The sequence below is a fragment of the Coleofasciculus chthonoplastes PCC 7420 genome (genome assembly GCF_000155555.1).
Taxonomy (GTDB): Bacteria; Cyanobacteriota; Cyanobacteriia; order Cyanobacteriales; family Coleofasciculaceae; genus Coleofasciculus; species Coleofasciculus chthonoplastes_A.
This window is the reverse complement of sequence record NZ_DS989882.1, coordinates 1-22,335: the sequence shown is the minus strand read 5'-3', so window position 1 is coordinate 22,335 and position 22,335 is coordinate 1. Positions and strand designations below refer to the sequence as shown.

Below are 22,335 nucleotides of genomic sequence, written 5' to 3'. Positions count from 1 at the left end.
CCCGTCCATGGTTTCATTCAACTATCCCACTCCTCAAACCGATCCACTGGGTTCACCCAAAGAAACGTTACCAACGATGTATGATCTTCCGAGTGAATATCCAGAGGAACCGGGTTTGCCTGACGAATTCCATGATTGGCAAGCGCATTTATTGAGCTTGACATTTTGCCCTCCCCACTATCCCCTTTCACAGATCTTTTATGCCAGCGACTTGAACATTTACTATGATGTGCATCATCCTCTGTGGCATAAACGTCCGGATTGGTTTGGGGTTGTCGGCGTACCGCGACTGTATAATGATGTGGATATGCGCCTGTCTTACGTGGTTTGGCAGGAGGGCGTCAATCCGTTTGTTGTGGTGGAATTGCTCTCACCTGGAACCGAGAGGGAAGACTTAGGAGAACAGGTAATCCCATTGCCAGACTCTGAGCCAAGACAAGGTGAAGGAAATGGGCAAGAGAGTCAGCTTCCCACTGAAGATAAACCACCGGGAAAATGGCAGGTTTACGAGCAGATTTTACAGATTCCTTACTATGTCGTATTCAGTCGTTACACCAATCAACTACGGGCGTTTAAACTGAATGGAACCCATTATCAAGAGGTAGAGGTACAAGATGGGCGAGTATGGATGAGTGAATTAGGCTTAGGTTTGGGATTATGGCAGGGAGAGTTTCAAGGGATTAATCGCCTCTGGTTACGGTGGTATGATGCTCAAGGAAACTGGATTCTGACGGAAGCGGAACAGGAAAGACAACGAGCCGAACAAGAGAGACAACGAGCCGAACAAGAAAGACACCGAGCTGAACAAGAGAGACAACGAGCCGAAGCTGCACAAGCTCGGTTAGATGCTTTGATGGAGCGACTGCGAGAATCAGGCATTGATCCCGATACCTTTTTCCCGGATCAGGGTTAAAATCAGTCGAGTCACTACAGTTAGCGATCGCCACTGTAGGGGCGGGTTTAGGAACTAGCGCTAGCTGATTGTCAATAACTAAACAACAAAACCCGCCCTTGTGCATAAGTAGCGATTGTTAAGATAGAGCCAGTTTTCCTAACAATTTCCGTCCATGGTTTCGTTCAACTATCCTGTTCCTCAAACTGATCCACCTTGTTCACCGAGGGAAACGCTACCGACGATGTATGATCTTCCGAGTGAAGATCCAGAGGAACCCGGTTTGCCTGACGAATTCCATGATTGGCAAGCGCAATTATTGAGCTTGACATTTTGCCCTCCCCACTATCCCCTTTCACAGATCTTTTATGCCAGCGACTTAAACCTTTACTATGATGTGCGTCATCCTCTGTGGTACAAGCGCCCAGATTGGTTTGGGGTTGTCGGTGTACCGCGACTGTATGATGATGTGGATATGCGCCTATCTTATGTGGTTTGGCAGGAGGGCGTCAATCCGTTTGTGGTTGTGGAATTGCTCTCACCTGGAACTGAGAGGGAAGACTTAGGAGAACAGGTAATCGCGCCAGAACCTGAACAAGGTCGAGGAAATGGGCAAGAGAGTCAGCGATCAACTGAAGATAAACCGCCGCGAAAATGGCAGGTTTATGAGCAGATTTTACATATCCCTTACTATGTCGTATTTAGTCGTTACACCAATCAACTACGGGCGTTTAAATTGAATGGAGCGCATTATCAAGAGTTAGAGGTACAAGATGGGCGAGTATGGATGAGTGAATTAGGCTTAGGTTTGGGATTATGGCAGGGAGAGTTTCAAGGGATTAATCGCCTCTGGTTGCGTTGGTATGATGCTCAAGGAAATTGGATTCTGACGGAAGCCGAACAAGAGAGACAACGAGCTGAACAAGAGAGACAACGAGCTGAACAAGAAAGACAACGAGCCGAACAAGAAAGACAACGAGCCGAACAAGAGAGAATCCAAAAAGCCCAAGCTTTACAGCAAGCTCAACAGGACAGACAACGAGCCAAAGCTACACAAGCTCAGTTAGATGCTTTGATTGAGCGACTACGAGAATCGGGAATTGACCCCGATACCTTTTTCCAGGATCAGAGCTGATGAAAAAGACAATTATACAACTTTTACCGATAAAAATTTAATCATTCTGCAAAGGTTAGTTGCTTGGTTGCTAATGTCATCGCGATCGCCTACTCGAAATCATGATCATACACTTAAGCCTGAAAACCTTTCCAGCGCTGAAAACGTTACCTGTCAAACCCTGACGAATGACAAATGACCCTCACTGATCCTCAATCCATGACAACCCCGCACCCGGATAATAATGGGCTAAAATTTGTTTGTAATCATACCCCTGCATCGCCAACTTGTATGCTCCCCGTTGGCTCATTCCTTGACCGCCAAAAACATTACTGACAATATCATCTGAAGCGGCGTACAGCGATTCCACCACGCCCCCTTTATAACTGAGAAACATTCCCTGGGTTTGCTGAACCGCTTGAGTGGTGGTATTCCACTCCGACTCAATTCCCTTATACACTTGCCAACGCTGAGTATTACCCAAATCATATAACTGATTAGCCGGTCGAATATAATGCACGATCGCATAAGAACGAGCCGCGATCGCTTGGGCTTTCAGAGCAGCGGGGGGCCAACTGGGATAGATTTCGGAACCGACGACACTGGCTAGATAGGTCTCAAGCTCAATATAGTTAACGGCAAGTAGACTATCCCCTTGTGATATTAAAAGTAAATCCCCTCGATACCAGCGACCATTGACAAAAACAAACCCGCCACCTGTGGGTTTAAGCCAAACGCCCCCTGGGGTTTTCCATTCACCGATGCGAAGATAAGAACCATTGGGTTGAGCATTAACGCCTTCGTTCGCCTCAAGTTTTCCTAATGTCTTGCCATTCCCATCCACCACCAATCCAGTGGTAGATGTGCCAACGTCGAGGGAACTTACCCCAGTTGCGATCGCAACTCGCATTTCTAGGCTGGCTGCATTAGCTGGAGGAGTTTCAGATTTGGCAGAGTTTTCCGAAGCGGCGGGAGGGGATTGCGGGGGTGGGCTTTGGGCTTGAGTCTGGGCGTTAGGTTTGGGCGGTAGGGGGGTGGGGGGTTTGGGAACCGAGGTTTGAGTGGTTTTGTTCGCTGTCGGTGATTGAGCCGCCGAGGTTTGAGTTTTGGCGGTATCTTGAGTCGTAGAGGATTGAGATGGGGTTGCCTTGGGAACAGGAGTTGAGGGACGTTGCCAGGAGAGACTTTGGGCAATCAGACGATGACGCCATTCTACTTCAGCCGGGGACGGATTTGGCGGTGGTGGGACTTCCGATCGGGGTGATGGCTCCGAAGACGGTTGGGGAGAGGGTGCGATCGGTTTAGAACCGGAATAAAAGGATTGAGCTAGCATCAAGGGCAATACGAGGGATGCTGAAACCACAACCATTGACCATAGTCTAGAACCCTTTAAAATCGGGTGGTTGTTAGGCAGGCGAATCATCAATACTTGCTCCTGAGCGGGTTGGGAGAGGACGATAACGACAGATTAGCAATCAAGCACCGCCTCTTAGTTTAATCTGCGATCGCCTGTTTGGATATGGCACTCTCTGGCTGAATCAAGAATGGTAACACTGATTTCTCTGATTGGATAGGAACGGTAGAGGTGGGGGGTGGGAGGCGGGTAGCACTGATTACACAGAGGCGTTAGTTCTGAATGGGGAGAAGATGATTCGATTGTTGGGGAGATTATTTACTTCTCTGTGTCAATCTGTGTCTCTCACGATTCAGCATTGGGAAAACTGCCATCCCGTCTGTAAAATCTGTGTTTTTGTCAATACTTAGTAATGATTTTTATCGAAAATTTAAGAAAATACTTATGTCCAAGGAGACATTAGGAGTGAGACGAAAACCAGACATTATACAAAGTGTTACGAAGATTCAAGGGGTTTAGCTGTGTTAGGATTAGTTTTGCCTACGATAAACCCACCGTAGATAATATACCTGAAAATCGCACACTCATCTCACAATTGCTGTCTGCTGCATGGTTAGCGCGAGAGCAGGTTTAAGTTTTACTAACTCGCCTCAGCTAAAGAACGAACAGTGAGGATTTCATTATTTTTCAAGGCTTGAACTGCTCCCATCGGCACAGCAATTACATTAATCGATTCACCCACAGCATTGAAAACTTCCAAAATATAGCCATCTTCGCCACCGCTAGGGTGAGGCACATAATCAATCAGAGTGAGAACATCGCCTTTTTGCAGGTGATGTTCTGGTAGGTTGCGAGATAGGACAACGCGCTGGTAAAGTTCAAGCATTTCTAGTGTCACTCCTTGTTGGGAATTAAAGTAATAAACTGGAATTGGTTATCAATTTTACGGTTCAGCCAGACTGTGATTACTTCCAAGTTTGTGTTATTGACACCCATGAGTTGACCTTTGACACGGTAGAACGTCCCATATTCATTGCTTCTATCTTCTACCGCTTCCACTGTATCGGCAAGGTAACGAATGGCGGATTTTAATTGGTCGGGATTATCCCGTGTAAATCCCGCCTGTGCCAAAAAGTTTGATTTATCGTCTTGTTCTCTCTTGACCAGGAGATAGCGAGTTAATTTAGTATCAGGAATGATGGCATCATCAGGGATTTTCCTGTTTTGCCGACTCTTTGTTGTGCCAGTTCGGAGAGAGTTGTCATTCTTCGGTTGTGCCACCTCCTCTTTTGCTGAGGGAGCAGGAGGAGAGCGATCGCACTCCCTCCCCATATCCGTAAAACCCCCTATCCGAAAGCGTTTCAATTTTTGAGTAAAGTCGCGATCGCTGTACAGATGGATTACATCGGATTCGATATCTAGATCTTTTTGTTTAGACTTATCCAAAGCAGATCATGAGTTACTGTTCAACAACTTCAGGTTGTGTTGTCTCATCTTGGGCTAGATATCTAGCTCTGTCTTTTAATATTCCTGCAACCCCATAAATTTCATTCAAGCTTGAGAGGACTTTCTTGGCTTCTTTCCCTTCAGAATCAATAATGGCAATAGATTTTTTTGTAGGAAAAAGCCGCAGTCGGCAAATAGTTTTTGTTGCCTTGCCATCTAGATTAACACCAAAATAGCTTTTGGTGTCTTTGTACTCAATACGTCCAATATCTACAACTTCACGTAGAATCGCTTTGACGATATGAAAAGCTTCCAACTCTTCTTCTGTGGTCACTATTCCTTCGTCTGAAGAGGATTCAGATTCAACCTCTTGCCCTTCAGTTGATGGTGTAGAGGTTTCTGGTGTGTTAATAGCAGCCGCTAGCCTTTCTGTAATGCGCTCGTTAATAAATTCTTTTAGTGACCGTCTGGTTATATCTGTGAACCTTTCCATAACCGATGCAGCCAGCCTCCCAGAATAGACTTGACTGGCAAAAAACTTAACGAATTCAGGAGATGGGTCAGCCAGTTGCTCTGTCATGATACGCTTAATTTCTTTAGTATAGAGAAGATTCCTGGCAACATCTTCCAATTCACCCGAATTAAAGCTTGATTTGGAAAAACGCTTGAGTTCATTAATATTGGATTCGTGGAAGTCCAACATGTTGAACTCAAAAAATGATTTTTCATCCATGATGTTGGGTTTCTCTGTATCGGTGTAAAACCGATAGATAATCCCATTGGTCAAAACGCTAAACTTTGCCTCTGTTGTATGAAAGTATCTGTGCAACTGTGAGTTATGCTTAGGGTTCTCTAGACTCCCTCCACACCATTTACATTCAATCAAGATGATGGGCTTTTCATCCATGATGATTGCATAATCTACCTTTTCCCCTTTTAGTCCAGGTACGTCAGCCGTGAATTCAGGGCAAACCTCCATTGGGTTAAAAACGTTATACCCTAAAGCATTAATGAAAGGCATAACGAAAGCGCTTTTGGTAGCTTCTTCTGTCTGAATTTGCTCTCTTAGCTTTAAGATTTGCTGAGAGATAGATTTAATTTGGTCGATAAAGTCCATACCGCCGTAGTGTGGTGAGGTTCTTTACCCAGTATGGCTTAACTCACTAAAATCGGCAATCTTTGGTAACAATAATGAAGGCGTTGAGCCGAGCATATTCCCAAACATCCCGGTCTGAAGATGTTCCTAAGCCTAATGTATCAACATGCACTGAGTTGGGATACAAATCGGTTAGTCGAGTCACTAGGCGAGGGGAAAGGTTTTGATCAAACAGGAGGAGTTTCACGGTTGAACGGTAACGGTAAGACGTTCGCGTTGAGCGGCAAACCAAAGACAAGCGAGGATGTCTGTTTTAGTCAGATAGGGAAAGTCTTCTAGAATTTCCTCTTGGCTCATGTCGGATGCGAGGTATTCTAAAATATCATAGACCGTGATTCGCATCCCTCTAATGCAGGGCTTACCGCCACGCTTTCCGGGTTCTAAGGTGATGATTTCTTGGTAATTCATCAGTTATCTTGAGTATCCACAACTAACTTTAGCTTGCCAAGGTCGCGATCGCGAAGCCTGTGCGAAGCACGTATCGCACTCCCTCCCCATATCCGTAAAACCCCCTATCCGACAGCCGTTCAGGTCTAGGTAATCGGATAGCGATTTCCTGTTCATCGGTTAAGGACAACCTGCGATCGCGTAGTTTGTAGTCAGCGCTGTCGGGAGCTTCTGACACGCTTGGTGTCTACTACTTAGAATGAATGGCACGCTCCTTAAACAGAATATCGCCTAAAGCTCAAGTAAGAATCGATGAGTAGCTCTTTGAACCCGTTTTAACGGGTTTAAGCTTTTAGCCCCAACTTTAGTTGAGGGCTAATTACCTAGGATAGATGACAATAGCTGACATTGAGTCTCGCTTGCGGTTTAATTGTCAGAGTGAACGCTGTAAACATTAATACAGTTGTCGCTCCACCCATGCTGAACGTGTAAATAATCAGTTTAGCCCTTGGAAGTCAGCAGGAGGAGAGGTCAAACCCAGAGGGGAAAGGGAAACTATGAATAGCAATCCATCCAATCCTTCGGCGAATGGTGGTAAAACCATAAATATTGCTGATATCTTGGCACTTCCGGAACGTCAACGGCAGATTGTTCTGTTTATCCGTCGCGAGGAAGGGCATACCCTACCCGAAATCGCCGATCACATCAACGAAAATGAACAGGCGATCGCTATAGAACTCGATGAGTTAGTTCAAGAGGGTTTTGTCCGAGAAATGGAAGTGGAAGGCATTCCCCGTTACTATCGCAGTGAAATGAGACGACAAGGTAGCCCGTTTTCCGAGATGATTCAGCAAGCGCTGACTCCCGGAAAACCCCTGTCCATGATTGTGAATCCCTCTGGGGATGCGCCCATTACACCGGGTTCGACGTTTGAGTTATGCGTCACCATTACCAATGAGGGAAATCAAAGTGCCTTAATCGAGATTTATATCGATGAAACCTCCCAATTCCTGCACCAGTGGTGTATTTCTCCCTATGAACGTCTGGCGTTAGGGCAAGGGCAAAGTAGTGAGGTGGTGTTCCAGATTCCGATACCACTGGATGCGACACCGGGTACCTATAATTATCTGCTGATGGTTGATGCCCAGCAGCATTACCCGGAAGACACGCCAATCCAGCATCAAGCACGGCTGCAAGTCTTGCCTTTTGTCCAAGAAGCCATCCGGGTTAATGATCCCACCTTCTCTCTACTCCCGATCACAAGTTCGGCTGTTCCGGCTGTGGTGCAACCGGGAGAACCTTTAGAGGTTCAGGTTCTAGTTCACAACCGATCGGATCGTGTGGATCAATTTCGCTTAACCTGTCCGGATTTAGCCCCAATTTGGTATAGGGTGATTTATCCCGAAGGCTATACCGACACCGGAGTGGTGCGGGTGATGGATGGCTTAGAGTTGAATCCGGGTGAAAAGGGTCTAATCCAGCTCATTATCACCCCACCTGTAGATACCTGGGCGACAATCTATTCCCCCACGGTGCGTCTTTATTCCCTGAATAATCCCGACTTGGTGTTACTGGATGCGATTTACCTCCAGGTAATGCCGATTTACCTGTTAACTGTCGAGTTAGTCACCCTAGTCGGTAAAGTCAGCCATCAGTCCGGTGTTTTCGAGTTACAACTGTATAACGGCGGTAATATTACCCGCGACATTGCCCTCATCGCCAAAAGTGCCGATGGTGATGATCTTTGCACCTATACCCTGATACCCACCCAAGTTCGCCTCGCCCCCGGTGGGTATGCGATCGCGAATTTAGAGGTGCAACCCAGCCAGAAATGGTGGCGTAGACCCTTCTATGGACGAGTTTTAAACTTTGTTATTGAAATTGAAGACCTACAACAGTTTCCCTTACTTAACAATCGCTTCCAAGGTACTTTAATTTGGGAAGGGCGTCCGTGGTGGCAATTTTTATTAGTTATTTTAGGTATAGTCGGACTGATTGGGGCATTAATATTCCTGCTGTGGTTTCTCTTTTTTAGACCCAAACCCCGCCCGGAAATAGTCGAATTTGCGCCAGCAGGCAAAAATTACTCGGCGGCTGATCAGGAAAATGTTCGCCTGAATTGGGAAATTACCAACCCCAAACGCATCCAAACTATAAAAATACAAGGCGTATCGCCAGATGGGGTAGTTACCAGTGGTCCAATTGCCTACAATTTTAGCCAGGGGATTCCCAACGAGTTAGAGCGTTTCTGCACAGCCGATGAGATTCTCAATTGCCAGAACGTGCCAACTGATGCTCGCGAACCGGGGGATTATGTGTTTGAACTGACTGTAATTCCCCAAGGCAAAAAGAGGGGAGAATTAGAGGAACTCCAAACGAATACAGTCAAAATTACACCGTTCCCAATTCCTGAGATTGAAGAATTTGCCTCAACTCAACCCGTCTATCAAGAAGTCATTCAGCCCAACCCGGAAGCAGCAGACCAAGAAGCTAGTCCAACGGCTAATCAGAATAACTCACCTGAAGCGCAACCGCAACCGGAAAACCTAGGTATTTTACTGAATTGGACAATTAGTCATCCCGAACAAATCAGACTCTTAAAACTGGTAGGTCGCAATCCTGAAGGAATTGTCACCTTTCCCATGCAATCCATTGATTTTAGCCAAGGGATTCCTCAACCCTTACAAGAGTCCTGTGAAATACAAAATGAGGCATTAGTTTGTATGAATCTTGCCACAGGTGTTCGTCAACCTGGAACCTATATTTTTGAATTAACCGTGGTTCCCCAACAAGGAGAACCCGAAGAATTACCCACTCAAAAAACTGATCCGATTAAAATTGAAGCCCAACCTGTTCCCTTTGATATTGTTGAGTTTACCGTTAACGGGATAGAAACCCTAACTCGCCCTAAATTTGTGGTGCAAATTTCTGAAGATGAATCAATACCTGTACCCTTATCCTGGAAAGTTGAGGGGGGTAGAGAGTTGAAAGTTGAACTTCTGCCTGCACCCGGTACTGTACCACGGGAAGGAACAGTACCTTATCCCCTGAGTCCAGAACCAAGCACGGAAACGATTACATTACAAGTTACCAATGAAGCCGGAGAACAAAAAAGCCGTTCAGTCACCATTGAAACCATCCAACCGCCGCCTCCAGAACCTGTGGAAATGACTCCCTTATCTCCGCCAGGAGACACAGCGAATGGATTACCCACGTTTGATCCTCCACCTCCACCCGGAGACGCTTCGGCTTCGCAAATGCAGACACCCCCCTCACCGTCACCGTCACCCTCACCCTCACCGAGGACTACACCATCGGGAACAGAACCAACACCGCTACCCCTACCACCTGGCGGTTCACCTCCTCTTCCTCCAGGTGCAGATTCTCCACCTCCCGCCGAACTTCCGCCCAAGTTTAGGTAAGACGAATTGGGTTTATTCTTCTCTTGGCACTCTTAATCGTAACTCCTCAATTAGAATCGGTATCTCATTTTGAACAACATCCCAAACGATATTGAGGTTAACATCATCATATTCATGAACTAACCGATTTCGCATTCCGTTAATTTCTTGCCATGGAATAGTGGACAGGGTTTGGCGTGTCGTTTCTGAAATTCGTCTGGCTGCTTCAGCAATTACTAACAATCGCCTGATGACTGCATCTTGAAGCTGTATGGTTTCGAGGAACTCATCTTTTGATCATTGAGCGATGTAGTCTATAATGAGTTCTGCGGATTGTAGCATGTCAAGTAAAAATTGCAGATCTCGTTTCATAAATTACCTGAGCCGACGAAAGAATTTCTTGACGACGTAAATAGTTACGACTTGATGTAATCCCCTGACGAGTAATTAAATCAACGTCTCGATTAAAAATCGTCTTTAACTCCGCTTCCATTTGCTCCAAACTGAAGAACGTAGGATGAGCCTCTGGATGAAATTGCACCATCACGTCAATATCACTATCGGGGCGAAAGTCGTCCCGCAAGACAGAACCGAATAAAGAAAATTCTGTAACTTGCCAGCGATCGCAAAATGCTTTAATCTGCTCCATTGGCAGCTCAATATTTTTAACGTTCATAACTTTATCTTAATCCTGTAGTTCTCGTAGGTTGGGTAGAGCGATGGCGAAACCCAACAGGCTAACTGAGAGTTGGGTTTCGTTCCTCAACCCAACCTACGAAGGTGACATGCTCCCGTTGTAATTTACTCAAAACTCTACCTTACCTTGTTAAGAGTTTCCTAACGAAGGGCTGAAGGGCTAAGTAAAAATGTTAGTCTTCTACCTTAGCATAGAAATCTTGATTAGCTCGCCCAAAAGCTTCTCTTTCCCTGAGTGTTTCAGCATAAGCTTTGAGGATTTTATGATTATCCAGCATTCCTAATTGAAGTGCCCACATCAGAACGCCTCCAGTCAAAATATCCGCTGTCGTGAATTGATTTTCGACCAGAAAATCTTGACCCTCAAGCGCGGCTGTTAACGGTTCAGAGACTTGGGTAAACCATGCTAAAGTGTCATCCATTGAGAGTTCTGAACGTTTTTTCAGTGGCGATATCCTTTCCGGCAAATCCGGTAGCACCTGAAATATATAATGCTCCACAGGTGGCTCTAATGTCACCATCGCATAAAAAAGCCACTGATAATAATACGCTCGTGCTGATGTTCCTGGAGCTGGAATTAATCCTTTGTCTGAGTATTTGTCAGTCAGATAAGCACAAATCGCCGCCGACTCAAAAATGGTTATATCTTCATCCACTAGAACTGGAACTTTGCCGTGGGGATGTAACTTTTGATACTCTTGTTTGTCCGTTTGAGTGATATCTACTCGCATTAACTCGTAGGGAATACCCATTTCTTCTAAACACCACCGAGGACGCATGGCGCGTGTTTTCGGAAAGTAATAGAGTTTCATCAGACCCCCTTAATTTTTAATCCCTACAGAGCGATCGCATACCCTATCATAAATCCGGATATGAGCGCTGGGGATCGAAAACATCCTTAAGTTCGCTTGTTTGTCCACGACTTCAGACGTATCCTGAACCCTGGAGTCATTGCAACTTAGAGGAAACAGTATGTTAGATAAACCCGAATCTCCGATTGAAGCCATTGACGCCAGAGAAATCCTGGACTCGCGGGGACGTCCCACCGTGGAAGCCGAAGTTCGCCTCGCCAGTGGTGCCCTGGGCTTGGCACAAGTTCCTAGTGGTGCCTCTACCGGCTCCTTTGAAGCCCACGAACTGCGAGATGGTGATTCTCATCGCTATAACGGGAAAGGCGTCCTCAAGGCAGTCCGTAACATCAAAGAGAAAATCACCCCCGAACTCCTGGACATGGACGCCCTAGACCAAGCAACCGTTGACCAGACGATGATTTATCGGGATGGAACCCAAAATAAAAATGAACTGGGTGCCAATGCTATCCTGGCAGTGTCTCTCGCCAATGCCAAAGCCGCCGCGAATGAATTGCAACTTCCCCTCTATCGCTATCTAGGTGGACCCCTTGCCAATCTTCTCCCGGTTCCGTTAATGAATGTGATTAACGGTGGTGCCCATGCGGATAATAATGTAGACTTTCAGGAGTTTATGATTGTCCCCGTGGGTGCTGATACCTTTCAAGACGCACTGCGTTGGGGGGCTGAAGTATTCGCCGCCCTGTCTCAAGTCTTGAAAGAGAAAAAGCTGCTATCCGGTGTAGGTGATGAAGGAGGCTATGCGCCAAACTTAGAGTCCAATAAAGCCGCATTAGAATTTCTAATTGCCGCGATTGAAAAAGCTGGGTATAAACCAGGGGAACAGGTGGCGTTAGCCATGGATGTCGCCGCCAGCGAATTTTACAAAGACGGGCAGTATCTCTATGAAGGCTCATCTCATTCCCCTAGTGAACTCGTTGATTATTTGGATCAATTAGTCAGTCAATATCCGATTGTTTCCATTGAAGATGGCTTACATGAAGACGATTGGGATAATTGGAAATTGCTGACGGAAAAACTTGGATCTCGCATCCAATTAGTTGGCGATGATTTATTTGTCACCAACCCCACTCGCTTGCAAAAAGGGATTGATTTAGCCGCTGGGAATTCGATCCTAATTAAGCTCAATCAAATCGGGTCATTAACCGAAACCTTAGAAACCATTGAACTCGCCACCCGCAGTGGATTCCGTTCGGTTATCTCTCACCGTTCTGGCGAAACCGAAGATACCACGATCGCGGATTTAGCCGTCGCCACTCGTGCGGGTCAAATCAAAACGGGTTCCCTCTGTCGCAGTGAACGAGTTGCCAAATACAACCGCCTACTCCGGATAGAAGACGAACTCGGCGATCGCGCCATCTATGCCGGTAAAATTGGGATGGGACCCAAAATTGCCAAATAATCAAACTTTCCGATAGCCCAATTCAATTGCTGTAGGGGCGCACCGACGTGCGCCCTTTATTCAATTATGCCGTTGACCCCAACGTTTTCAAGAGGTGTAGTTTATTTGAAAAGAGTTTCGACCTGAGTATCGGTGGGTTAGGTTGGATTGTTCATTAAAGGGTTATCACCTAAATTTAATTCTCGCCTAACCCACCCTACGATTTTAAATAGGTCTCTTTCTTTGATAGAATCTTTCCGTACCTAAAGTTGAGCATTTTCAGCGTTCATGTTTACCCCAACCGTTATTAATCGAATCGCTACCCCATTCGCTATCAGCGGATTCATCTTATCCATTCTTACCCATACCGCCACCGCCGCCACGATGCTAGACAATAATGACAGCGTTAGGGGGTTTATCCAAACCAACTCTCCCACCTTCCGCTATCGTAACGACTTAATCCCTAATGCGCCCCTGGAAACTGCTGGGGGTGAAGAATATCGGTTTAATGCCCAACAAGGGGATACCGTTCGCATCAATGTTAAACCAGAAGAGGGCAGCACTCTTTCACCTATTTTAGTTCTGAGTTCTTCACAAACCGGGAACCAAGTCGTCTACAATGACAAAACCAATCTGTTAGTTTATCAAGTCCCCATCAGTGGCGAATATAAACTCCTCGTCTTAGGTGACAATAATACCAGAGGCAGATATACGGTTTCCCTTTCCGGAATTACACCTGGAGTTATCGTTAATAATCCCTCAAATCAACCCTCCGCTTCAAATCAAACCCCAGATAAACGAAAACAATTATTACGAGATGACTTTGGATTGAGAGTCTTGGAAAACTGTCCAGCGGCGACGGGTTCGTTAGTGGTTGTGTCGTTTCCGGAATCGGATCAAACCTATACCTATTGTGCCAATCCTAACCGTTTTCTAGAAGCGGGACAATATACCTACGACATGAGTACGGAAACCTTAAAGCCGGGACACCCGGGAACTCAAACCGCCGCCAATCAAACAACCGATCCTCGCCAAGAAAAATTGGAAGACGAGTATGGATTAAATGTACTCGATACCTGTCCTCCAGCAACCAGTTCTTTAGTCGTTATCTCCTATCCCGAAGGTGGACAAAGCTATCGCTATTGTGCCGATCCTAACCGAGTTTTTCCGGCGGGTGAATATACTTACAACGCCAGTACTCAGAGTTTAGAACCTGTTAAAAAACCAGAAGCTTGTACCGTACAAGTCGGGGGTGTTTGTATTGTTCGCTAACGGATAGCACAAGCTGTCCTTGTTTCTAGACGTGCCATGGCGCGTCTCTACATGACTCCCCCAGATTCCCTATTCCCGGTTTCCTAAGATTTCATTAGAATCACCAATAGGCTGTACGGAACCTGCGATCGGTTCTTTTTTGAGTTCCTCTAAATCTATCGTTCTTAATAAATAACGCCAAGCTAGAGGAAAGTCATAGATTTGGACTAAATCGGCTGAGATATCGTACCAAAGACGATTATCTTGATAAAACTTCATCTGATCCATTACCAACGCTGTTGCTGTCTGAGGTTCTAAACGCTGAGGATCAAGGCGTTCAATTGAGCCGTTATGCCAAATGCTTTGAGATAAATCCGTCGGATCATTGGATGTACAATATAGGGTGAACTGCCAACGATATTGTTTATTCAATTCTAGGGGAATGGCAGTAATCGGCAAGCTAATTTTGACAAAACCTGGTGTTTCTGGAAGCTGGAAACTAACCTGATAGTTTCGAGTCTCATTCTGTGAATCTTTGATAACGAATGATCCTCGATTAATTGTGTTACTCGGATAGGGAATATAAAACCAAAATGTGGGGTAAGCTTTTAAGGTAAAGCCAGAAAACTTGTAGTCAGAGTTGGTAATGGGTAATAACGGTGTAAATGGTTGTTCAGTCTGTTCACAAGGTCCACGAGTTCCGGCAGGTTTGCGATCATCATTCGGTCTATCCCGAACGGGTGGATCTTGTTTAAGACTTGCTAATTTTTGAATCGGATGTGCTTGAACAAATGGTCGATGAATTGTCAATTCAAGAACGGTTATAGCCAGGATTAAAGCAAGTTTGCGTGCAATCATAGGTTTAAGGGGTTTCATCGGATCGCGAAGTTCTAAATACCTGGTAAGCCCCAAGACTTACACTTGTGGCAACTACAGCTAGCATTACTGGAACCATGGGTAATATACTCCCAGTTTGAATGAAAATAAACCAGCCAATACCATTAATCGTTATCATAGAGACTCCCACTGCTAATCCCAGGCGTAACAGGGACTCTCGATAGTGCCATGCGATCGCACCTCCAATAACTGACCCAATCCCAACACAGACGAGATCCCCCCATAAAGGGAAAAACGCCAGCAAGGGGCGTTCTCCCACAGCCGCACTAATAATCTGACTGACCATCTGACTATGCAGGAATAGCCCCCGCATTTCATGATTACCCGGCGTTTGGAATTCATCTTTAATTGTGGGATCAGTTATGCCAATTAAAATAATTTTATCCTGCAAAAAATCAGAATTCACGCGATTTGCCCAAATATCACTCAAGGTTACTCGTTCTACCATCGTTTTGGCAAATTCTGGAGAACGGTAATTGAGTAAGACTTGAAACCCTTCCAATCCGACACCACGCTGGTAAAATCCGGGGTTTGCATTTAAATTTGTTAATGTAACTGAACCCAATTGCCAGCGATCTTCTGAAATAAATTCAGGTGAGATTCCCTCGGCTTGCAGATAGTGTAGGGCTAATTGAAAACTCAGGGAATAGAAGGTGGAACAAGAGGATACGGCTGGCGGTTTCATGGCGATGAGATGACGCCGAACAATCCCATCTGGATCAACAACAATATCAGCAAATCCTAAGCGTTCCTTGGGAAGTCCAGGGGGAGACGCAACCCCTTCCGGAATGTGGGGAGAGGGGATAACACAGATGGGAATCACGCGATCGCTCGTTTGCAGATATTGTACCAATTCATCCCGCCCTTCCCCCTCTGGGCGATCGCGAAAGATATCTAAGCCGATGGCGCGGGGTTGATAGGTTTCTAGTTTTTGTAATAGTTTTAGCAGGGTGCGATCGTGTAGCGGATATTCACCGCCTAACTGTTTGATATCCCCAGCCGTAACTTCAACCATCAATAACCGAGGATCAAGGGATGGCGTGGGACGCATTTCCAAGAGTTGATCAAAGGCTTGCTGTTCAGTGGATTGTAACCAGCCTAGCGATCGCACTCCCATGACTAAACTGGTAACCATGACACTCGCACCCAGTACCAATTGCCAACCTCGCCGTCTCCGCTTAACGGGTTTGGCGGTAGTGTCGCTAATCCAGTCGTTCCAACTGGGTGGAACTTGGGTGGGATTCTGGACAATTACGGGTAACCAACTAGCACAAGGGAATTGACTCTCTAATCCCTGTAATCGTTCTCTGGCGTCTCTGACGGCTAAATAGAAGGGTTGACCTTGAGCAAAGGCAGTGAGAAAATACTTTAAGAACTCTTGCGCCACGCGATCGGGAACTAACTCCCGCATGACAATCATTTGCGGTATCTGGATATCATCCAGTTGTCGGGCTAATCCTAAGCCATCGCAGGAGTTAAAAATAGCTAGTTTTAACCCTCGTTCTACTGCTTTTCTTAACGCATACCAGAGTTCATCAATGGTTAAGCTATCGGTTTGATTAATATAAATCCGCCCGGTTTCCCCTTCGGTTTCACTATGTCCGGCAAAAAAAATGATGTCCCACTGTTTTTCCCAAAGTTGGTCATTAATCTCTCGGCGGCTTTTTTCGACTAAAAATTTAATATCGGTATGGGGTAAACTTTCAAGTAACTGGCGATCGCTTTCAATATCAATTCCCTGGCTATGACCGAGAATGGCTAAAATTTTTACCTTAGGCGTGCGCTGATTTGAGGTGAATTGGGACGGACGTTCAAACTGAGGATCAGTTAAGGCGAGTTCCGCTTTCGGATAATGGTCAAAAAAATCCCACAAATGCCAAGGAAGTTTTTGCAGGTGCGGATCAGTGGTGCTGACTAAGAAGCGAATCGTATCCTGACGACTGAGGGATTCACGTAACCGCCGATCCAGGGGGCGAAACCCTTCCCCGTCTAACCAGGTTCGCAAGCGATCGCCTAATTCAGTGGCGGAGTCTTGACAGTCTCTCAGGCGCTGGCTTACTGAACCATCATAGATAATTTTTTTCGGTTTAATTCGATAGGGGGCGCTAATGCACCGATACTTATGGTGCCAATGAGACTGGATGCGATCGGCAAATTCAGGCGCTGCGTCTAATACTCCTTTGAGTTCAATATCTGGGGGTGCGCCATCCCAACCAATGGCTAATGTGACCCGAAATCCATGGCTTTGAAAATCACCATCGAGTTTCAAAATTACTAATTTTTTGGGATAGTGTTCATTGTTCATTGTTCATTGTTCATCGTTCATTGTTCATCGTTCATTGTTTAAATGATAAAGGTTTCCGTCATGCTGATATCAGCTAACGCTACCCTAACTTTGAAGCATTCTCCGGGTTCTCCACTAAACTGTAATTGAATTTGCTTAGTGCTTCTGGCTTCAGCTTGCATCACGGTTTCCCCCGTGTCATCGAGAATCATCAGTCGCAAATTTTTAGGCAGATAGGTTTGACCGTTCGTTGGATATATTTCAACCGAAATATCGAGTTCTGATACGGAGGTTGGTGTCAAATTCATGACTAATATGACTTGTTCATCATCATATCGTCGTCCTAATGTCAGCCGCTTACCGCGTGTAATTTTCAGATCGGATGGTTCGGATAAGTGGGTGGCTATTTGCGTATACGTTCTAAAATTAAAAGCGAGTTCTGTTGGCGAGGAATCGAATAATGTTTCGACAGTCTGCCAACCAGCATCAAAAATATTTTGTAGCCATTGACCAAGTTGTATTGGTTGTTTAGATGGGTTAAGATGGTCTAATAAATGTTCCAGTGATATAAGTTGAGTTAGGGGAACTTCCTCGGCTTTAACGCTGGGTAAAAATCCCAGTAATTTGGCTTCAGTTAAGGCTTGATTCAATTCAACGGCTACATAACCAATCCGGTCAGACCACACTTCTGCGGGGATATGACAGCTAGCGGCATTGGGTAAGACGGGACGGCATTCTAATTTGCCCAGATCTTTAATCAATAAGTCGGCTGTATTAGTCAGGGTTTGCATAATTGGATTCCAACTATCACTCGCCTGCCAGTTTGTCGGAATTTCTAAGCATTGTAGAGAGGTCTTGACCGCATAAACGGCTAACGTATTTAGGTAAACTTGTTTTGCCTTTTTGGGGCAATGCTTTTGGTGAAACTGTTGAGCGATTTGATGGGCTTCTAACGTTAGGGGTACGGTCAGCATTAGGGGTTCATTCGGGGTGTGGAACATTGTATTCTGTGCCTCAGGGATTATGATGATAAGTATTCTCTTAACTTGGGACTAAATTTAGTTAAGCAACGTTGGTAGAAACTGCTTAAGGTTGAAATCTTAATGCCTAGTTCTTCAGAAATTTCTTTCCAGGAATAACCGGATAAAAGTTTCAAAGCTAAAAATTGGAAGTTGGCGGCAGGTTGATTTGACGTATAGGTTTGATTAAAGAGTCCTTCGGGGTCAGTTTCTAGATAATGAATAATTTCTTGGGACAGAGAAGGCGTCAACTGCGGATTAACTTCGGCTGGATTGTTTTTCTCTAAGTCATCCAAGGTTAAACGCTTGACTCGTTTAGCATCGATTCCTTTATGCACGGTTGGCATCATAGAACGACTGGCTTCCATGAAAAATCGCTGCTTGAGCAGAAAGTTCACCCATTGTAAAACTTCAAAACTGGGATTATAGTCGTCAATCCTTTCGCAAATATAACAAAATAGGCGTTGCTTGGCTTCATCATAAATATCCTCATAAAATCCATGGAATTGTCCGGGATAGGGACGAGTCAGTTTACCTGACTGCTGAATGGCACCCAATAGCTTGGCTAAAGCTTGCTGTCGTTGTTTACTACGGGGAGGATGCTGCTGTGCTTCTTGTGCCAGTTGCTTTAACTGTTGGTCTATGACATTCATCGATAGCGGTAGGGTTGGTACATCAGTTACATGGGATTGCGTTGATACACCGCCTTAACTCTGTTCATAGAGGTCTCACGAACTCAGGGGCGATTTTATGCAAGGTAGAACAAATCTTTACAAAAGTTTAACAAAAGCGGCGGTATGGAGGTGCGAAGCCGGGGTAGCTGGGGGAGCTGGGAGATGAGGAAGATGGGGTAGCCAAGGACAAATGACCAATGACCAATGACCAATGACTTATGTAAAGATTTGTAACAAATATCCGACTTTTGCATAAAACTCACCTGCTGAACTTGAGAACCTAATGAAAGGGTAAGCTGGGGACTAGAATCATGTTGATTCGTGAGATTGTTCAACAGGCACTAAAGACACGCTATCTCACCAGAGAAGCCGAAGACCAACTGCGACAGCTACTTAGAAGCAAATACGACTCACAAGACCTCCAAGCGTTCATGAATTTGCAAAATGCTGTCATGGAGGGTCAGGTGCAACAAGAGTCTCGCCCTTTTTTAGACAACCTCTTGATTCTCAGGGATGATAAGCTGTCATGCATTTAAATTGGGTATTAGTAGCGAGCAAGATGCAAAGCCTGCGGCATGGCTTCGCTAAACGCACTACAAGGATTGCGCCATTATTGATATTAAGGTTTAAATGCCGAACAGCTTAAGTAGGTGGACACAATTAAAGTTAACGGTTGAGATTAGGGAACAGTAAGGGTTTGAGGGCGATTTACAAAACTTAATACAGTACCGTTTTCTTTTGTCCGACTACTTATCAATAGATTAATTTATGAAACCGCTGATCATGGCGAATACTAGCCAAATCAGAGTCATTTGTGGCTAACTCTCGATATTGATCAGGATTCAGATTGAGGGTTTTTTGCAGATTTTCGATAGCTAGGTCAACATTGCCCTGCAAAGCATAACAGCAAGCTTTGTTGTAAAAAGCATTAGCATTGTCGGATTTAAACTCTATGGTTTTGTCGAAACTAGCCAAGGCTCCTGGGTAGTCTCCCAATTGCAAAAGCGCATACCCTCGATTATACCAAGCCTCATATTTGTCGGGCTTAATTTTCAGGGCTTCGTCGTAACTCGCTACAGCATCTTGAAAGTATCTTAAATTCACAAGGGCATTGCCCCGATAATACCAAGAACTGGGTTGTTGATACTTAAGTTTCAGGGCTTCATTATAACTCGCTACGGCTTCTGGAAAACGGTCAAGGCGATACAGCGCCCCTCCTCGGTTATTCCAAGCTTCGTGAGCATCGGGTTTAATTTTTAGGGCTTCATCATAGCTAGCGATGGCTTCTTGGAACTGTTTTAAGTGTACCCAAGCATGTCCTTGATTGTACCAAGCTTCGTATTTATCTGGCTTAATTTTTAGGGCGTCTTGATAGCTGGTGATGGCTTCGAGAAAGCGTTGTAAGCTAAACAGAACATTACCTCGGTTGTACCAAGCTTGATGCAGGTTCGGTTTAAGATTTAGAGCCTGATCATAGCTAAGTTTTGCCGCTTCATATTGTTTTAAATTCACCAATGCATTGCCCCGATTATACCAAGCCGGATAAAAGTCTGGTTGCAATTTTACAGCCTTGTCATAGCTGGCGATCGCCTCTTCATGGCGTCCCGCCTTATCCAGCGCAATTCCCCGGTTATACCACAGTTGATATAAGTCGGGTTCACGTTCTAAAACTTGGTCAACTGTCGCGATCGCTTCTTCAAACTGTCCAGACTGGATTAGTATAATACCCAAGTTATACCAAGCTTCATGGGTTGTGACTTCCAAGGGACGGTTGTAGCTAACGTTTGCGGCTTGAGGGTTTTCTAGAAGGAGAGTACTCATCGACATATTTTCTGCTATGAGAGGCTTTTAACCTGGGTTTACAGGTTGTAGCGTTGAGGGGGAACGTTCTTGACGATTCTCGATTGAGTGCAATACATAAAGGAGTCAGTAAAGAATGTGGGGTTTAGGGTTTAGGGTTAGCAATCAGAACCGCGATCGTTCACGGCTTAGGGTTGTCTCCTCACTTGTTTAATCAACGCCTTTATTTGCTTATTCTTCCCCAACTCCCTTAAATCCGGATCAGTTAATAACTTGACAAAAGCGGCATACACATGCTAAAGATTGTCATTCAGCTCATTCTCTTGATCCAATTCGGCTTGATATTGTTATTTTTTAGGATTTAGATTAATGGCTTGTTTTAAGTGCTTCTTCATACCGTTTAATTAAAACCCGTTGAAACGGGTTTTAGCTTTAAGCCGGAACTTGAGTTCCCGGCTTACTTACCACCTCCAATCATCTTCTGAAATCGCTTATTTTTCCGCAACCGTTCCAAATCCGGGTCAGTTTTCGCCACGGGCAGATATTTCTGTGGATTCACCTTAATCGCCTGTTCAATATAATTCACCGCTAACGTCACCTTACCCTGGGCAGCATAACAATACCCCTTGTTATAAACCGCATTCACATGATCAGGATTCACTTCTAAAGCCTTGTCAAAACTTGCCATCGCTTCCCGATAGCGTCCCATCTTGACTAAAGCATAGCCGCGATTGTCCCACGCTTCATAATTTTCAGGCATACATTCTAACGCCCGATCATAGCTAGCGACAGCATCTTGTAAACGTCCCAATCGCCGCATAGTAAGTCCTCGATTATTCCAGCAATGAGTTTCGTTGGGGTCGAATTCTAACGCTTTCTCGTAGTAGAGTAGTGCCTCTTTTTCACGACCCATTTCTGAAATGACGATCCCTTTATTAATCCAACTGCCGATATGATCCGGCTTGAGTTCTAGGGCTTTGTTAAAAGACGCGATCGCATCGTCTCGTTTCTGGAGTTGCATCAACAGACAGCCTTGGTTGTACCAGATTTCCGGGTGATTAGGACTAATGTGCAGGGCTTTGTCAAAACTCTTGAGGGCGGCTTTGTGGCGTCCGAGATTGGTTAAGACGTTACCGCGATTACTCCAGGCTTTATCATAATTAGGATTACAGGCGATCGCTTGATCGAAACTGGCGAGGGCTTCTTTGTTGCGTCCCAGAATCATCAGGGACGTCCCGCGAGAGTTCCAGGCTTCGGGATGAGTAGGTTCTCGTTCGATCACTTGATCAAAACTCGCGATCGCGGCTTCATGCTTTCCCCAGTCTGACAAAACTATGCCTCGATTCAGCCATATACTCGCATCCTGGGGATTTAACACCCCCGCTTGGTCAAAACTCGCGATCGCCTCTTCATAGCGCTGTAGATGTCCTAGGGCGAGTCCTAGCCCTGTCCAAGCCTCCCCATTTTCAGGGGTAAGCTTTACCGCATCTTGGAAAAGAGCGACGGCGGCGTCAAAGTCTCCCCCCTGCAAACAGCGCATTCCTTGTTGAATGATGAATTTAACCGCTTTGGGATCAGTCATAGAAGTAACCTGGGTGATAAGTAGGTGGACACAATAAAAGCTAACGGTGGAGATCGTCCTAAGCTAACCATTTCGCGGTATCGCGTAGGTTCTTAGTCGCCCCGACGCATCAGATAGGATACAGAACTGACG

The 22,335-nt window shown here is 45.4% G+C and carries 21 protein-coding genes and 1 pseudogene; 6 read left to right on the top strand and 16 right to left on the bottom strand.

Annotated features, from left to right (window positions below; translation table 11 throughout):
• Positions 1-7: 7 nt before the first annotated feature.
• Together MC7420_RS33865 and MC7420_RS33860 are read left to right on the top strand one after the other, a co-directional pair.
• Positions 8-913: a Uma2 family endonuclease gene (locus MC7420_RS33865; RefSeq protein WP_006106408.1), complete on the top strand. Its 906-nt coding sequence runs from the start codon at positions 8-10 to the stop codon at positions 911-913.
• 154 nt (positions 914-1,067) lie between these two features.
• Positions 1,068-2,027: a Uma2 family endonuclease gene (locus MC7420_RS33860; RefSeq protein WP_044211270.1), complete on the top strand. Its 960-nt coding sequence runs from the start codon at positions 1,068-1,070 to the stop codon at positions 2,025-2,027.
• 181 nt (positions 2,028-2,208) lie between these two features.
• Here the strand turns inward: MC7420_RS33860 and MC7420_RS33855 are convergent, their stop codons facing one another.
• The 7 genes from MC7420_RS33855 to MC7420_RS40980 all read right to left on the bottom strand — a co-directional run bounded on the left by MC7420_RS33855 (position 2,209) and on the right by MC7420_RS40980 (position 6,587).
• Positions 2,209-3,429, bottom strand: coding sequence for a SpoIID/LytB domain-containing protein (locus MC7420_RS33855; protein ID WP_006106419.1), 1,221 nt, complete (start codon positions 3,427-3,429; stop codon positions 2,209-2,211).
• Between the two features lie 571 nt (positions 3,430-4,000).
• Positions 4,001-4,246, bottom strand: coding sequence for a DUF4926 domain-containing protein (locus MC7420_RS33850; RefSeq protein ID WP_006106412.1), 246 nt, complete (start codon positions 4,244-4,246; stop codon positions 4,001-4,003).
• 8 nt (positions 4,247-4,254) lie between these two features.
• Positions 4,255-4,575, bottom strand: a complete 321-nt coding sequence (locus tag MC7420_RS44255) for a DUF6883 domain-containing protein (protein WP_044211285.1) — start codon at positions 4,573-4,575, stop codon at positions 4,255-4,257.
• Positions 4,576-4,819: 244 nt separating this feature from the next.
• Positions 4,820-5,923: a type I restriction endonuclease gene (locus tag MC7420_RS33840; protein ID WP_006106413.1), complete on the bottom strand. Its 1,104-nt coding sequence runs from the start codon at positions 5,921-5,923 to the stop codon at positions 4,820-4,822.
• A gap of 46 nt (positions 5,924-5,969) precedes the next feature.
• The gene (locus tag MC7420_RS37615) at positions 5,970-6,149 is read right to left on the bottom strand and encodes a DUF5615 family PIN-like protein (protein ID WP_071777291.1); all 180 of its coding nucleotides are present in this window, start codon (positions 6,147-6,149) and stop codon (positions 5,970-5,972) included.
• Positions 6,146-6,370 (bottom strand): DUF433 domain-containing protein, encoded by a 225-nt coding sequence (locus tag MC7420_RS33835; protein WP_006106397.1) that lies wholly within the window; start codon positions 6,368-6,370, stop codon positions 6,146-6,148. Before MC7420_RS33835 ends, MC7420_RS37615 begins: the two co-directional genes overlap by 4 nt.
• Before the next feature lie 28 nt (positions 6,371-6,398).
• The gene (locus MC7420_RS40980; protein WP_006106430.1) at positions 6,399-6,587 is read right to left on the bottom strand and encodes a hypothetical protein; all 189 of its coding nucleotides are present in this window, start codon (positions 6,585-6,587) and stop codon (positions 6,399-6,401) included.
• A gap of 319 nt (positions 6,588-6,906) precedes the next feature.
• Here MC7420_RS40980 and MC7420_RS33830 point away from each other — a divergent pair, with 319 nt between their 5' ends.
• A complete protein-coding gene (locus MC7420_RS33830) occupies positions 6,907-9,771 on the top strand; it encodes a transcriptional regulator (RefSeq protein ID WP_006106428.1) in 2,865 nt (954 codons plus the stop codon).
• Between the two features lie 12 nt (positions 9,772-9,783).
• On the opposite strand, the pseudogene MC7420_RS43140 reads toward MC7420_RS33830, so the two are convergent.
• The 3 genes and pseudogenes from MC7420_RS43140 to MC7420_RS33815 form a co-directional block, all read right to left on the bottom strand.
• Positions 9,784-10,122: pseudogene (locus MC7420_RS43140) on the bottom strand (HepT-like ribonuclease domain-containing protein).
• The gene (locus MC7420_RS33820; RefSeq protein ID WP_044211267.1) at positions 10,094-10,426 is read right to left on the bottom strand and encodes a nucleotidyltransferase family protein; all 333 of its coding nucleotides are present in this window, start codon (positions 10,424-10,426) and stop codon (positions 10,094-10,096) included. The pseudogene MC7420_RS43140 and the gene MC7420_RS33820 overlap by 29 nt, the downstream one beginning before the upstream one ends.
• Before the next feature lie 193 nt (positions 10,427-10,619).
• Positions 10,620-11,258 (bottom strand): glutathione S-transferase family protein, encoded by a 639-nt coding sequence (locus MC7420_RS33815; protein WP_044211265.1) that lies wholly within the window; start codon positions 11,256-11,258, stop codon positions 10,620-10,622.
• 160 nt (positions 11,259-11,418) lie between these two features.
• On the opposite strand from MC7420_RS33815, the gene eno reads away from it, so the two are divergent.
• Both eno and MC7420_RS33805 read left to right on the top strand, forming a co-directional pair.
• The gene (gene eno, locus MC7420_RS33810; RefSeq protein ID WP_006106434.1) at positions 11,419-12,717 is read left to right on the top strand and encodes a phosphopyruvate hydratase; all 1,299 of its coding nucleotides are present in this window, start codon (positions 11,419-11,421) and stop codon (positions 12,715-12,717) included.
• A 267-nt stretch (positions 12,718-12,984) separates the two neighbouring features.
• The gene (locus MC7420_RS33805; RefSeq protein WP_044211263.1) at positions 12,985-13,968 is read left to right on the top strand and encodes a hypothetical protein; all 984 of its coding nucleotides are present in this window, start codon (positions 12,985-12,987) and stop codon (positions 13,966-13,968) included.
• Positions 13,969-14,037: 69 nt separating this feature from the next.
• Here MC7420_RS33805 and MC7420_RS36025 read toward each other — a convergent pair whose 3' ends face one another.
• From MC7420_RS36025 to MC7420_RS33785, 4 genes are read right to left on the bottom strand one after another with little or no spacing between them, the layout of a single operon-like run.
• A complete protein-coding gene (locus tag MC7420_RS36025) occupies positions 14,038-14,805 on the bottom strand; it encodes a DUF928 domain-containing protein (protein ID WP_198016629.1) in 768 nt (255 codons plus the stop codon).
• 4 nt (positions 14,806-14,809) lie between these two features.
• Complete coding sequence (locus tag MC7420_RS33795) at positions 14,810-17,149, bottom strand: CHASE2 domain-containing protein (RefSeq protein ID WP_006106406.1); 2,340 nt, start codon at positions 17,147-17,149, stop codon at positions 14,810-14,812.
• Between the two features lie 38 nt (positions 17,150-17,187).
• Positions 17,188-18,102 carry a DUF1822 family protein gene (locus MC7420_RS33790; RefSeq protein ID WP_232231848.1) on the bottom strand — a complete coding sequence of 305 codons (915 nt, stop codon included), beginning with the start codon at positions 18,100-18,102 and terminating at the stop codon, positions 17,188-17,190.
• A 47-nt stretch (positions 18,103-18,149) separates the two neighbouring features.
• On the bottom strand, positions 18,150-18,800 hold the full coding sequence (locus MC7420_RS33785; protein WP_006106422.1) for a sigma-70 family RNA polymerase sigma factor: 651 nt from the start codon (positions 18,798-18,800) through the stop codon (positions 18,150-18,152).
• 332 nt (positions 18,801-19,132) lie between these two features.
• Between MC7420_RS33785 and MC7420_RS33780 the strand changes: the two genes are divergently transcribed.
• Positions 19,133-19,357 (top strand): hypothetical protein, encoded by a 225-nt coding sequence (locus tag MC7420_RS33780; protein ID WP_006106436.1) that lies wholly within the window; start codon positions 19,133-19,135, stop codon positions 19,355-19,357.
• 217 nt (positions 19,358-19,574) lie between these two features.
• Here MC7420_RS33780 and MC7420_RS33775 read toward each other — a convergent pair whose 3' ends face one another.
• Together MC7420_RS33775 and MC7420_RS33770 are read right to left on the bottom strand one after the other, a co-directional pair.
• Positions 19,575-20,642 carry a tetratricopeptide repeat protein gene (locus MC7420_RS33775; RefSeq protein WP_006106417.1) on the bottom strand — a complete coding sequence of 356 codons (1,068 nt, stop codon included), beginning with the start codon at positions 20,640-20,642 and terminating at the stop codon, positions 19,575-19,577.
• Positions 20,643-21,078: 436 nt separating this feature from the next.
• A complete protein-coding gene (locus MC7420_RS33770) occupies positions 21,079-22,203 on the bottom strand; it encodes a tetratricopeptide repeat protein (protein WP_006106405.1) in 1,125 nt (374 codons plus the stop codon).
• Positions 22,204-22,335 lie beyond the last annotated feature (132 nt).